General features: G+C 68.4%; 10 protein-coding genes and 1 riboswitch. Of the genes, 2 read left to right on the forward strand and 8 right to left on the reverse strand.

Going from position 1 to position 12,845, the window contains the following annotated elements; genetic code table 11:
• Positions 1 to 82: 82 nt before the first annotated feature.
• The 5 genes from A5706_RS06850 to A5706_RS06870 form a co-directional block, all read right to left on the reverse strand.
• Complete coding sequence (locus tag A5706_RS06850) at positions 83 to 2,704, reverse strand: LuxR C-terminal-related transcriptional regulator (protein ID WP_068128479.1); 2,622 nt, start codon at positions 2,702 to 2,704, stop codon at positions 83 to 85.
• A gap of 95 nt (positions 2,705 to 2,799) precedes the next feature.
• A complete protein-coding gene (locus A5706_RS06855; RefSeq protein ID WP_082964226.1) occupies positions 2,800 to 3,348 on the reverse strand; it encodes a PE family protein in 549 nt (182 codons plus the stop codon).
• Between the two features lie 32 nt (positions 3,349 to 3,380).
• On the reverse strand, positions 3,381 to 3,818 hold the full coding sequence (locus A5706_RS06860; RefSeq protein ID WP_068128483.1) for an ester cyclase: 438 nt from the start codon (positions 3,816 to 3,818) through the stop codon (positions 3,381 to 3,383).
• Between the two features lie 11 nt (positions 3,819 to 3,829).
• Complete coding sequence (locus A5706_RS06865) at positions 3,830 to 5,242, reverse strand: NAD(P)/FAD-dependent oxidoreductase (protein WP_068128485.1); 1,413 nt, start codon at positions 5,240 to 5,242, stop codon at positions 3,830 to 3,832.
• The gene (locus A5706_RS06870) at positions 5,226 to 5,462 is read right to left on the reverse strand and encodes a hypothetical protein (RefSeq protein ID WP_068128487.1); all 237 of its coding nucleotides are present in this window, start codon (positions 5,460 to 5,462) and stop codon (positions 5,226 to 5,228) included. The genes A5706_RS06865 and A5706_RS06870 overlap by 17 nt, the downstream gene beginning before the upstream one ends.
• 89 nt (positions 5,463 to 5,551) lie before the next feature.
• Between A5706_RS06870 and prpD the strand changes: the two genes are divergently transcribed.
• Positions 5,552 to 7,051, forward strand: a complete 1,500-nt coding sequence (prpD, locus tag A5706_RS06875; protein WP_068128542.1) for a 2-methylcitrate dehydratase PrpD — start codon at positions 5,552 to 5,554, stop codon at positions 7,049 to 7,051.
• Positions 7,052 to 7,131: 80 nt separating this feature from the next.
• Here prpD and A5706_RS06880 read toward each other — a convergent pair whose 3' ends face one another.
• Positions 7,132 to 7,350, reverse strand: a complete 219-nt coding sequence (locus A5706_RS06880) for a hypothetical protein (protein ID WP_068128489.1) — start codon at positions 7,348 to 7,350, stop codon at positions 7,132 to 7,134.
• A 110-nt stretch (positions 7,351 to 7,460) separates the two neighbouring features.
• On the opposite strand from A5706_RS06880, the gene A5706_RS06885 reads away from it, so the two are divergent.
• Positions 7,461 to 9,233, forward strand: coding sequence for a DUF3556 domain-containing protein (locus tag A5706_RS06885; protein ID WP_068128491.1), 1,773 nt, complete (start codon positions 7,461 to 7,463; stop codon positions 9,231 to 9,233).
• Here A5706_RS06885 and metE read toward each other — a convergent pair.
• Together metE and A5706_RS06895 are read right to left on the reverse strand one after the other, a co-directional pair.
• Positions 9,230 to 11,497, reverse strand: a complete 2,268-nt coding sequence (gene metE / locus A5706_RS06890; protein WP_068128493.1) for a 5-methyltetrahydropteroyltriglutamate--homocysteine S-methyltransferase — start codon at positions 11,495 to 11,497, stop codon at positions 9,230 to 9,232. The genes A5706_RS06885 and metE overlap by 4 nt on opposite strands.
• A 153-nt stretch (positions 11,498 to 11,650) precedes the next feature.
• A riboswitch (cobalamin riboswitch) is annotated at positions 11,651 to 11,814 on the reverse strand.
• Positions 11,815 to 11,880: 66 nt separating this feature from the next.
• The gene (locus A5706_RS06895; RefSeq protein WP_068128495.1) at positions 11,881 to 12,813 is read right to left on the reverse strand and encodes a cytochrome P450; all 933 of its coding nucleotides are present in this window, start codon (positions 12,811 to 12,813) and stop codon (positions 11,881 to 11,883) included.
• Positions 12,814 to 12,845: the final 32 nt, after the last annotated feature.

Consider the following 12,845-nt stretch of genomic DNA (forward strand, 5'->3'; position numbering starts at 1 on the left):
CCGCACACCTCCCTTCAGGGGATAGCTCAGCACCAAACCGCGGTCGGCGTTGCAAATCCGACGAAACGGCGACCGCGACCCGTCAACCCGATCGATCGTGGCGCAGCAAGGCCGCGAGTTCGTCGCGGCTGGTCACGCCCGTTTTGGCCATGGCCCGGTAGATGTGCCCCTCGACCGTACGGACGGACAGTGTCAGCCGCTCGGCAACCGCTCGGCTGGACAGCCCCTGTCCGAGCAACATCACGATCTCGCGCTCGCGATCGGTGAAGGGCAACCGTTCGGTGGCCTGGCGCAGCGCAGGAGTGTGGGCGCCGCCGCACTTTTCGGCCAGCGCGTCCGCTCGGGTCGAGCACCTCAACGCCGAGCCCCTCAACTCGCCGCGGCGATAGGCGACCGCCGCGTGCGCGGCGGCGTCGACGGCCGCCACGACGTCCCCGATCTCCTCGAAGTCCGATGACACCGTTTCCAATTCGGTCGCGTCGCCGTCGTGCAGGGCGGCCGCGAACCGCGCTGCGATACCCGCGCGCGGACCTTCCACGATGGTTTCCAGCTCTCGTAGCCGGCGCGCGCACCGGGTGTCACCGAGCTGGGTGGCGGTCTGCAGACACACCACTTCCGCGGCGAATTGCCCGTTGCTACAAGCTATTTCAGCTGCAGACCGCGCAATGTCGATCGCTTCACTGACCGCACCTTGGCTCGCGGCCACCCAGGCCTTGGCGATGCCGCGCTCGTAGTCCAGGTAGAGCCAGCTGGGATGGCGGTGTTGCTCCAGCGTGGCGAGCGCGGCGGCGGCCTCGTCGGCAAGCCCTTGAATGGCCAGGGCGGTGACGAACGGCAACCGGTACCGGTAGCTGAAGCCGTTCTGCTCGCCGACGGCGACCAAGGTGTCGACGACCGGCGGCAGCAGCCCGCTCGCCTCGTCGAGGCGGCCGGCGCCGAGGGCGGCGCGGCCCGCCAACGCGGTGCTGATCAGCGACGCGGCGCCGGGCAGGCTGGCGGCCTCGTGACGCAAGTGTTGGGCCAGGCGCATCGCCTCGTTGATCCGGCCGGCAAGCAGGAGTGCGCCCAGGTGGGCATCGGCGATCACGAACCGCATGTGGGCGGCGTCGAACGAGCGGACCGCAATGGTGTACGCGCGCTCGGCGCCCGCCACCGCCTCGGAGACGCGACCGGCGTCGCCCGCGGCGGCGACGATCCCCCAACTCGCCACTGTGCCAACGACCGCGGGCAGGAGATCGATGTCGAGTTCCCGCGCCGATGCCATGGCCCTGTCCGGCTGCCCCATCGCCGCCCAGTACATGCTCGAGGCCGCATCGAGGCTGCCCCTGGCGCGCGGCGAGGTATCGGCCATGGCGACGTCGATGTGCTGCTTGGCGCCGTCGCTGTCCGCGAGTGACCACAGCATGTTCACGGCGCGCAGGCAAGCGCGGCGAGACCGGTTCAGGTCATCGAGCTGCGCCGGCGGTATGTCCGCGAGGACATCGTCCGCTTCCTGGCCGCGGCTGAGCCATGAAAGCGCATGCGCCCGAACGAAGTTCGCTTCCGCGCCCGCGCCGGATCGGATGGCGGCCTCCGCCAGCCGGTCCGCCAGAGGCAGGTCGGCGAGCCACACGGCGCCCTGTGCCGCGCGGAGGAGCAGATCGGCGTCGGGCGGCAGATCGGAATCCAGGCTCAACGCCGCCCGGCGCACCACGGTTCGCATGTCATCGCACCGGTCGGACGAACCGAGCTCGGCTGCGACCAGCCCGCGCAGGCGGCGAAGCCTCGTCGGGGCGGAGCGCTGCCTGCGCACCTCGGCGTAGAGGGGATGGGCGAGCCGCACCTGCGTGCGATCTTCGACGGTCTCCAGGGTGACGAGGCTGCGCAGGTCGGCCTCCTCGACGGCCGCGGCGTCGGTGATTCGCGTCAGTGACCCCAGCTCTATCGGTTCGCCGACTGCGAGCAGATCGACGACGTCGCTGACCGCGGGAGGGACCGCGCCGATCCGGGAGTCGACCAACTCGAGCAGGCTCGGCGGCAGCACCGGTTCACCAGTCCAGTGCCAGCAACCGCGCTCTGTCACCAGCCGGCCGTCGGCGAATTCTCGTTCGACGATGTTGCGCAGATACAACGGGTTACCGCGGGTCAGCCTCCACAACCATTCGACCGCATGCGGATCCAGCGGACCTCCGAGGGCGGTCGACACCAGCGCCGTGGTCTCATCCTCTGACAACGGCTGGACGTCGAGTCGGTCGAACGCGCTTCCCGCCCACAGTTCCTGCGTCGCCGGGGGAATCGGCTCACCGCTGCGAGCCGTCAGGACGAGCTTCGCGGCGGCCCGCTGGACGATCTGCTGTAACGCGAATGTCGACAGGTCATCGAGCAGGTGCGCGTCGTCGACACCAATGACCACCGGGGCGCCGTTCGGGGCGGCGGTGAGTTCCTCGATCACCGCGCGGACCAGTTGGAGGCTCTCAACGCCGGCCGGTGTGGTCCACGACGAGAGTGCGCCGAAGGGTAATAACCGGCCCGCGGTGGTGCCCACCACCCAACGGACGACGCAGCCCTGCGACGTAGCCGCCGCAAGCGCCTCCCGGGCGACTCGACTCTTGCCGACGCCCGCCGCGCCGCACACGAGGATGCCTGCCGAGTCAGGATCCGCAATCGCGGTCCCGACGCTCCGCAACTCCTCCGCGCGCCCAGTTAGGGGCCAGGACAAACGCATCGGGACAGCATAGGAACACCGGGCCAAGGCCGCGGCAAATTTCAACCATTTGCTTTAAAACTCTTGGGGCTCCTGCAGCCGAGGCCGGCATCCCGTCACCACGAACCAAGGAGCCACTTAAACCCTGCCCCATTGAATAGCTGGAATATCAGCACGGCCGCCACGATTATCGCGATAATCGCGATGAGTGCGGTAACCGTCAAAACGGGCGCCAATACCGTGACCAACGCACCTCGGAAGGTCGCGATCGTATTGAGTAGCTGGCTCCCGACGGTATTGAACATGCCGATCGCCTGGCCCGGCAAACCCCCGATGGCACCGATAGACCCCGCAATATCGGTGATTGGGGCCAACAACGCGACGTTGGCGGCCTCGCCGGTGGCGTACGCGCCCGCGCCCGCGGTCAGGTGCTGCACGAACTGATCGTGGAATGTCGCGGCCTGCCCGGCCAGCGCTTGATAGCCCTGTGCGTGCTGGGCGAACAGCTGCGCGACACCCGTCGAGATTTCGTCCGCGGCGGGCGGCAGCACCGCCAGGGTCGGCGTTGCCGCCACCGCATGGGCCGCGTCGAGATTCAAAGCGATCTTTGCCAAATCCGTTGCAGCCGAGGACATTGCCTCGGGAACGGCGATTAGAGCCGACATCGATATCCTCCTTTTCGCTTTCCCGTTGCCGCTCAGCCGATTTCAGGTAGTACACCGATCTGCGTCAACAGCGTGGCGAAGTCCATGTAGACCTTTTCGCACAGCAGTTTGTCCCCGTCGAACTCGAAGATTCCGGCCACCGGAATTTCTACGCGGCGCCCGGTGGCCGGGATGCCCGCCCATGGCCCGAGATGTGTGCCGGTGATAACCGTCTCACCGAATACGGCGTCGTCGGCGTGCCGCAGCCTGCCGACCTCGGCGTGCAGATCCGGCAACGCGGTCATCAAACCCTGCAGCAATTCTCGAACGGCGGACTCGCCATCGCTGGCTTGCCCGTTCACCTCGTAACGCGGGTGGTGAAATGTGGCGATTGTCGCCTCGATGTCGTGCCGGTTTTCCGCCCCGGCGTGCTGCATGATGATTTCTTCGCGGCGCTGGCGAAGGCTCGTGATTTCGTCGATCGCGGTCATCAGGGCGCTCCTTATTCCTGGATATTTGCGAATGGGGCATCGGTGCGGTCGACAACGGCGGACCGCGAATATCGTTGTGCGCCGCGCCGATTGACGGTTGCGACCCGGTAGAGGAACGACGGACGAAGCAGGCGGGTCGGGGGATCGAGAAGCCCGGTGACTCTGAAGAACTGGGTGCCGACCACGGTGTCGGACTCGGACGCCGCCAGCACGCTTTCCACTAGCCGGTTGGTGACGCGCATCGACGGCGTCCTTCGCCCTTGAACTTCCGGGAACGTCAGGTCGGAGGTCGCCCCGGTCCGCCAGGCCTGGCCGATCGTTTTGGCCGTGTCGCGAAAGTACCGGCGGGGTAAGTCCGTAACGCCGCGCCGCAGGCAGTCTCGCAGCGCTACGGCATCCAGCGCCGCCACCGTCATTCCCTGCCCGTAGATCGGATTGAAGCTGCATATCGCGTCACCGCAGGCCAGCAGGCCGTCGGGGAGTCGCCGCATTTTGTCGTAGCGCCGCCACTGGCTGGACGGCATCCGATGCTGCACCACCGGCCCCAGCGGTTCGCCGGCGCGCACCGCCGCGAGCAAGTGAGCCGGGCCGTAATCCTCGGCGTACGACAGCATCCCGGGCAGGTCGCGCGGCGGCTCATGCCCGGCCAGCGCGTAGACCGTGAATATCCAGGTGTCGCGCTCGTAGCCAACCAAGAACATGCCCCTTGGTCGGCCCGGCGCGGGGCTGACGACGGCCATCTTTTCCCTCAGGGTGCCGGGCGGGATCCGCAGCGGTTGGCTGACGTAGGTCGTATGCATGGTGATGTGGTCCTCGGCCGGTCGCCCGTAGCCGAGGTTCTCGAGCAGAGCCGGCGTGTGGGCCCCGCGCCCCATGGCGTCCATGACCAGGTCCGCCGTCAATTCCTGTGGGGCGCCGCCGGCGCGGTCCACCACCCGCACCCCGGTGATGCGACTGCGGTCCGCGGCCGCCGTCAGTTCGCTGACGTCGTGGCCGGCACGGATCGTCACGTTGCCAAGCCGCCGCAGGCGCCGCCGAACGTGGCACTCCAAGAGCGGCCGGCTCGGCATGTAGACGGCCATTTCCGTGTAATCGCCGGTTACGACTCCAGACGACAACATCCGGTGGCCGTTGTACGACAGGTACGCCTTGGACAGGTCTCCGTCGTTCCAAACGGGCGCGCCCGCCGCAAGCAGCTCGTCGAGGAGCCCGGGGAAGAGCTCGTCCAGGACACGAGCGCCGCGCGGCAGGAGCGCATGAACGTGCCGACCCTGCGGCACCCCCCGCCTGTTGACGGGATCGTTGGTTAGCTCGTCCCGCTCGAACACCGTGACGGTCTCGAAGAAATCGGCCAGCACCCTCGCGGCGAGCAGCCCGCCCATGCTCGCCCCCAAAACGACCGCGCGCTCACCCAATACCTGCATTGCGGATCCCTTTCTCGAGTTCGGGCTCGCGTTGCTGCTGCAGCGCGGTGAGTTTCTGTTCGGCGATCCGGTAGAAGCCGTCCAGGGAAGAGTCCTCGACGCCGACGTATTCGCCGATGACCTCGCGCGCCACCCCGGCCTCGCGCAGTCGCAGTGCCAGCGAATACGGCACCGGCAGTCGACGCAGCGCGGCTTCGCGGTCGCTGAGATCATCGGTCACCCGATCAGCATCCGACGATGCTACGGGTCCGGATTGAGTACCGGAGTACTCCATTTGTCGTGCGCTGCGCCGTCACGTACTCATTGGTCATGCTGGTGCACACGGTCCGGGCGCGGCGCAGCTCCGACGACTTCCCGCGCGGGGAACACCTGGCCGCCAAGATTGCGGCGGTCGCGGCCGATCCGGTGCCCGTCGAGCCGGAAACGGCGGAGATGGTGGCCAACCGGATCATCGACAACGCCGCCGTCAGCGCCGCGGCCGTGCTGCGCCGGCCCGTCACGGTGGCCCGCCGGCAGGCGTTGGCGCATCGCGGCCGACGGGGCGCGCGGGTCTTTGGCGTCGGCGGTGCCTATCCGGCGGAATGGGCGGCGTGGGCCAACGGCGTCGCGGTGCGCGAGCTCGACTTCCACGACACGTTTCTGGCCACCGAGTATTCCCATCCCGGCGACAACATCCCCCCGCTCATCGCCGTGGCGCAGCAGCTCGGCGTGGGCGGCGCCGAGCTGATCCGCGGCGTGGCCACCGCCTACGAGGTCCAGATCGACCTGGCCCGTGGAATTAGCCTGCACGAGCACAAGATTGACCACGTCGCGCATCTGGGGCCCGCGGTGGCCGCCGGCCTCGGCACCATGCTGGGCCTGGACACCGAGACCATTTACCAGGCGATCGGGCAGGCGCTGCACCTGACCACCAGCACCCGTCAATCGCGCAAGGGCTCGATCTCCAGCTGGAAGGCCTTCGCGCCGGCACACGCCGGGAAGGTTGCCATCGAGGCGGTCGACCGGGCGATGCGCGGCGAGCGGTCGCCGGCCCCGATCTGGGAGGGCGAGGACGGGGTGATCGCCCGGCTGCTGGGCGGGTTCGAGTGCGAGTACCCCGTGCCGTTGCCGGCCCCGGGCGAACCCAAGCGCGCCATCCTGGACAGCTACACCAAGGAGCACTCGGCGGAATACCAGAGCCAGGCACCGATCGACCTGGCCCGGCGGATGCGTTCCCGGATCGGCGACCTGGACCAGGTCGCGGCGATTGTGCTGCGCACGAGCCACCACACCCATGTGGTCATCGGGACGGGATCCGGCGATCCCCAGAAGTTCGACCCCGACGCGTCACGGGAGACGCTGGATCACTCGCTGCCCTACATCTTCGCCGTCGCGCTGCAGGACGGGACGTGGCACCACGAGCGCTCCTACGCCCCGGAACGGTCCCACCGGCGCGACACCGTCGAACTGTGGCGCAAGGTCTCCACCGTCGAGGACCCGGAATGGACCCGCCGCTACCACTCGACCGACCCGGCCGAGCAGGCGTTCGGGGCCCGCGCGGAGGTGACGCTCAAGAGCGGCGAGGTGATCTGCGACGAGCTGGCCGTGGCCGACGCCCACCCGTTGGGCGCCCGGCCGTTCCGGCGCCCGCAGTACGTGGGCAAGTTCACCGGGCTCGCGGACGGGATCGTCGATCTGGCCGAGCAGCGCAGGTTTGTGTCCGCTGTGGAATCGCTGGCCGATCTCGAGTCGGTGGATGCGCTGAATATCGTGATCGATCAGCGGGTGTTGGACGCCGCGCCGACGATCCCGCCGGGGATCTTCGGCTGAGTTGCATTGCGGCGTAACCGCCCGGCGTGTCGTCGCCGTGAGCGCACACGCAAAAGCCGTCAGCGCACACTCGAACCTGGCTAAGGCGTGGCAGGCCCGCCGTACTGCCACACCAGAGAATGGGCGCCGGTCATGGTGGGGTTGCACCACATCGTGCGGCCGTTGGCGTCGGTGGTGGTGGCGTGCAACACCGTGCAGGCATCGCCCGGCGCTGGCGCGTCGGCCCGGGCGACACCGCCGCCGGCCAGCGGCGCGACGGCAGCCGTCAGCGCCACGACGAGGAATCGAAGTCTGCTCATGGTGGAGTTCTCCTAGCGACTTCACGGTATCCGCCGGTTAACTTGCGGGCAAAAGATTCTTTGCCCCTACCCAAGCCATACGCCTAGAACGCGTTCTAACCTGTCAAACCATGGGATTTCTCAAGCCTGAGCTGCCCCAGCTCGACATGGAGGAATGGAACAAGGGCACCCGCAGCGAAAAGATCCGTCCGATGGCCCGGCACTGGGCCGAGGTGGGCTTCGGCACGCCGGTCGCGCTGCACCTGTTCTACGTGCTCAAAATCCTGCTCTACATCCTCGGCGGATGGCTGTTCGCCTCGGCCACCAAGGGGCTCGGTGGGTTCACCAACGTCGCGCACTGGTGGTCCGAGCCGATCGTCTTCGAGAAGGTCGTGCTCTACACGATGCTGTTCGAGGTGATCGGGCTGGGCTGCGGCTTCGGGCCGTTGAACAACCGGTTCTTCCCGCCCATGGGCTCGATCCTGTACTGGATGCGGTTCGGCACCATCCGGCTGCCACCGTGGCCGGATCGCGTCCCGCTGACCCGCGGCACCACCCGCAAACCGGTGGACGTCTTCCTCTATGCGGCGCTGCTGGTGATGACGCTGTGGACGCTGTTCGTCGACGGGACCGGCCCGGTGCCGGAACTGGGTACCAGCGTCGGGCTGCTGCCGACCTGGCGCATCGTGGTGATCCTGCTGATCCTCGCGGCGGCGGGACTGCGCGACAAGGTGATCTTCCTGGCCGCCCGCGGCGAGGTGTACGCGGCAATGGCCGTGACCTTCCTCTTCGGCGGGGCCGACATGATCGTCGGGTCCAAGGTGGTGTTCCTGGTCATCTGGATGGGCGCGGCGACGTCGAAGCTCAACAAGCACTTCCCCTTCGTGATCTCCACGATGATGTCCAACAACCCGCTGGTGCGGCCCCGCTGGCTGAAGCGGCAGTTCTTCGAGAAGTTCCCCGAGGACCTGCGGCCGGGGCGGCTGTCCCGGTTCCTGGCCCACGTGAGCACGGCGATCGAGATGTTGGTGCCGCTGCCGCTGTTCTTCTGCCACGGCGGCTGGCCGACGACCGTGGCAGCGTTCGTCATGGTCTGCTTCCACCTGGGGATCCTGCTGTCCATACCGATGGGCGTGCCGCTGGAGTGGAACGTCTTCATGATCTTCGGTGTGCTGTCGTTGTTCGTCGCGCACGCCCGGCTGGGGTTGGCGGACCTGAAGCATCCGGTCGTGGTCGCGATCCTGTTCGTCGTCATCGCGGGAATCGTGGTGCTGGGCAACCTTTTCCCGCGCAAGATCTCGTTCCTGCCGGGCATGCGCTATTACGCCGGCAACTGGGACACCACGCTGTGGTGCATGAAGCCGTCGGCCAACGACAAGATCGGCCGGGGCATCGTGGCGATCGCGAGCATGCCGCAGGCCCAGCTGGAGCGGTTCTACGGCAGCCCGGAGGCGGCCCAGATCCCCATCTACATGGGGTACGCGTTCCGCGGGTTCAACACGCACGGCCGGGCCCTGTTCACGCTTGCGCACCGCGCCATGGCGGGCCATAACGAGGACGGCTACGTCATCACCGACGGCGAGCGGATCTGCAGCACCGCCATCGGCTGGAACTTCGGTGACGGCCACATGCACAACGAGCAGCTCATCACCGCCATGCAGCAGCGCTGCCACTTCGAGCCCGGCGAGGTGCGGGTCGTGCTGCTCGACGCGCAGCCGATCCACAAGCAGACCCAGGCCTACCGGCTGGTGGACGCGGCCACCGGCGAGTTCGAGCGCGGCTTCGTGCGGGTCGCCGACATGGTGACCCGCCAGCCCTGGGCCGACGACGTGCCCGTCCAGCTGCTGTCGGAGCCCGCCGACGAGCGGGCCGACGAGCCGGCCGAAAAGCCCGAGTCGGCCTAGCCCGTCCGGACCTCCCGGGCCGCGGCGACCATGTTGCGCAGCGACGCGGTCACCTCGTCGGGGTTGCGGGTCTTCAGCCCGCAGTCCGGGTTGACCCAAAGCCGTTGCGGTGGCACCGCTCTCAAGGCCGCCCGCAGCGACTCGGCCATCTCGCCCGCGCTCGGCACCCGCGGGGAGTGGATGTCGTAGACGCCCGGGCCCACGCTGTTGGCGAAGCCGACCGAGTTCAGGTCGTCCAGCACCTCCATGTGCGAACGGGCCGCCTCCAGCGACGTGACGTCGGCGTCCAGGTCGGCGATGGCGCCGATCACCTCGCCGAATTCCGAGTAGCACAGGTGGGTGTGGATCTGTGTCGAGTCGGCCACGCCGGAGGTCGCCAGTCGGAAAGCCGCCACCGCCCAACGCAAGTAGTCCTCCTGCTGGGCGCGGCGCAGCGGTAGCAGCTCGCGCAGCGCGGGCTCGTCGACCTGGATCACCGCGATGCCCGCGTCCTGCAGATCCACCGTCTCGTCGCGGATGGCCAGCGCCACCTGGTTGGCGGTGTCGGCCAACGGCTGGTCATCGCGGACGAACGACCAGGCCAAGATCGTGACCGGCCCGGTCAACATGCCCTTCACCGGCTTGTCGGTCAGCGACTGGGCGTAGCTGATCCACTCGACGGTCATCGGGTGGGGTCGCGCGACGTCGCCGTACAGGATCGGCGGCCGCACGCAGCGGCTGCCGTAGGACTGCACCCAGCCGTTCTGCGTGGCGAAGAAGCCCTCCAGCTGCTCGGCGAAGTACTGGACCATGTCGTTGCGCTCGGGTTCGCCGTGCACCAGCACGTCCAGGCCCAGCTGCTCCTGCAGGGCGATGACGTCGGCGATCTCCTTGCGCATCTTGCCGACGTACTCGGCCTCGTCGATCTCGCCGGCCCGAAAGGCCGCACGCGCCTTGCGGATCGCCGACGTCTGCGGGTAGGAGCCGATCGTCGTGGTCGGCAGCGGCGGCAGGCGCAGCCGCGCCTCCTGGCTGGCGCGGCGTTCGGCCGCGTCGCCGCGGTGCGTGCCCGACGCGATGATCTCGTCGATCCGGGCGCGGACCCCGGCGTTGTGCAGCCGCGGATCGCTGCGACGGGAGGCGACGGCGGCGTTGGAAGCCGCGATCTGGTCCGCGACCGCGTCGCGCCCGTCACACAGGGCGCGCGCGAGAGTGACGACCTCGCTTACCTTTTCGGCCCCGAACGCCAGCCAGCTGCGCAGGTTGTCGTCCAGCCCCGTTTCGGGCTCCAGAGAATACGGCACGTGCATGGTGGAGCACGACGTCGAAACCGCCACGCTGCCAGCCGAACCCAGCAGGCCCGTCAGCGTGGTCAGCGCCGACTCCAGGTCCGTGCGCCAGACGTTGCGTCCGTCGACGACACCGGCCACCAGCAGTTTGCCGGACAGTTCCGGAATGCCCGCCACCGCGGTGCCGGCACCGGCCACCAGGTCGACGCCGATGGCTTCGACGGGCGTGCGGGCCAGCCCCGCCAGCGCCGCGCCCGGGTCGCCGAAGTAGGTGGCGACGTGGATCGCGGGCCGGTTGCTCGCCGAGCCGAGCGCGGCGTAGACGGCCTCGGCCAACGCGGGCGCGTCGGGGGAGATGTCGGACACCAGGGCCGGCTCGTCGAACTGCACCCACTGGGCGCCGTGCTCGGCGAGCAGCGAGAGCAGCTCGGAGTAGATCGGCAGCAGCTCTCGCAGCCGCTCGATCGGCGCGCCGCCGCCGTTGATGCCCTTGCTGAGCAACAGGAAGGTGATCGGACCGATGACGACGGGCCGAGCGGGAATGCCTTGCGCGAAAGCCTCTTTCAGCTCTGAGAGCACCTTGTCGGGGTTCAGCGCGAAGCGGGTCGCGGGCTCGATCTCGGGGACGAGGTAGTGGTAATTGGTGTCGAACCACTTCGTCATCTCCAGCGGCGCGATGTCGTCGTTGCCGCGGGCGAGGGCGAAGTAGCGGTCCAGCTCGTCGGTGACTTCGCCCGCCCGCACCGGCAGCGCGCCGAGCATGACGGCCGTGTCGAGCATCTGGTCGTAGTAGGAGAAGGTGTTCACCGGGACCGAGTCCAGGCCGGCGGCCGCGAGCTGGGACCACATGTCGCGGCGCAGGGAAGCGGCGACGGATTCCAGTTCGGCTCGGCCGGTGCGTCCGGCCCAGTAACCCTCGGTGGCGCGCTTGAGTTCGCGTTTCGGGCCGATGCGCGGGGAGCCGGTAACCGTTGCGGTGAAGTGTTGAGCGGTCACGATTTCGTCCTATCGATCGACGGGGCGCTCACCGCCGCGGACGCGCAGCCGATCCGAACACGGTGAACGCCTTCGGGTTACACCGCACCGGTACGGCCAAACGCCCAATCCACGAGGCGATGAGCCGCCGGACGCGGCGCGCCCGGCACCGCTGGCAGGTCTTCGGACTCGCAGGCGCGCACCGGATGGTGCTCCTAGTGGCCGTCGCTTCCCAGTCGTAGGACCAGTGCGTATGACGGCGGTCGTTCCTGCTCACCGCTGCGGGACAGTCCCGGACTCCCACCGGGTTCCCTCTCGCGACGCATGTCTAACATGCCTCGCTCGACGCCGGCGCCACGGTCGCGGCGACGGCAAACCAGCTGCGCAGCGGAGTTTAACCAGAACTAGGCACTCGCCACCAGCGGCAGCTTCGGCAGCCACAAAGAGTTTTCGGTGTTCGGGAACCCGGCCACCGGCCAGAAGCCGGGAGCCGGCCCAAGATCCCCGGCCCGGTCGAGCCACTCCTCGACCAGCATCCGCAACACCTGCCGGACGATGTGCCCACCACGGCAACGCATCGACCCCGCACCCAGGCTCCAATGCCGGTGCGCCCTAACGCCGATCACCAGATCATCGGTGGACATGGCGTCGCTGCCGTCCCGCTGCACCGCGGCGATGCACAACATCACCACCATGCCGGGCGGCATGTCCACCCCGGCGACGGTCATCGGCTGGGTGGTGAAACGTTGGCAGCCCTGCACCATCGGCTCCAACCGCAGGATCTCTTCGACGAACTCGCGGATCAGCTCGGGCTGATGTCGAAGCGTGTCGCGCAATTCTGGGCTGCGCGCCAACGCCAACAGGTGCCAGCCGGCGTGTTTGAACAGGTTGCGGCACGCCTCGGCAAAGACGTGGCCGGACTGCCCGGCCAGGTGTTCGGCAGGCAACAGCCGCAGGCGCGACACGACGTCGAAAAGGGCGCCGGCCATCGGCGCGGTCACATCGGCCACCGCGTCACCGCCGCCGGCGGCGGCGAAACGATCGATCAGCTCGGCGGCGATCGGACGGAACACCGCCGCGATCTCGTGCGCTGATTTCGGCGCGAACAGCCGATCGTGCACCTCGAGATCGCTTTCGGGAAGAGCCCGGGCGCGGTCCAACCGCGGATCGTCCAGGTTCGCCAACACCTGCTCCCGCCCGACGACGAACACCCAGCGAGCCCCCGGGTCTCGCAAAACGGGGCCGGCCTCTCGCGCCAGCCGCCAACCCAAACCGCGGTCCGTGCTCAGGGCGGCTGCCGCCTCGGGCGGAAAGACCGGGCAGTCGCCAAGCTTCACGTGCCCTGTCCTTCCATTCCTGTCAGCCGCGC

It is taken from the genome of Mycobacterium sp. E796 (genome assembly GCF_001672815.1).
GTDB lineage: Bacteria > Actinomycetota > Actinomycetes > Mycobacteriales > Mycobacteriaceae > Mycobacterium.

Bases quoted from the DNA above. Each gene is read 5' to 3' on its own strand.
- A5706_RS06850 (WP_068128479.1), bottom strand. From the start codon at position 2,704: ATGCGTTTGTCCTGGCCCCTAACTGGGCGCGCGGAGGAGTTGCGGAGC.
- A5706_RS06855 (WP_082964226.1), bottom strand. From the start codon at position 3,348: ATGTCGGCTCTAATCGCCGTTCCCGAGGCAATGTCCTCGGCTGCAACG.
- A5706_RS06860 (WP_068128483.1), bottom strand. From the start codon at position 3,818: ATGACCGCGATCGACGAAATCACGAGCCTTCGCCAGCGCCGCGAAGAA.
- A5706_RS06865 (WP_068128485.1), bottom strand. From the start codon at position 5,242: ATGCAGGTATTGGGTGAGCGCGCGGTCGTTTTGGGGGCGAGCATGGGC.
- prpD (WP_068128542.1), top strand. From the start codon at position 5,552: ATGCTGGTGCACACGGTCCGGGCGCGGCGCAGCTCCGACGACTTCCCG.
- A5706_RS06880 (WP_068128489.1), bottom strand. From the start codon at position 7,350: ATGAGCAGACTTCGATTCCTCGTCGTGGCGCTGACGGCTGCCGTCGCG.
- A5706_RS06885 (WP_068128491.1), top strand. From the start codon at position 7,461: ATGGGATTTCTCAAGCCTGAGCTGCCCCAGCTCGACATGGAGGAATGG.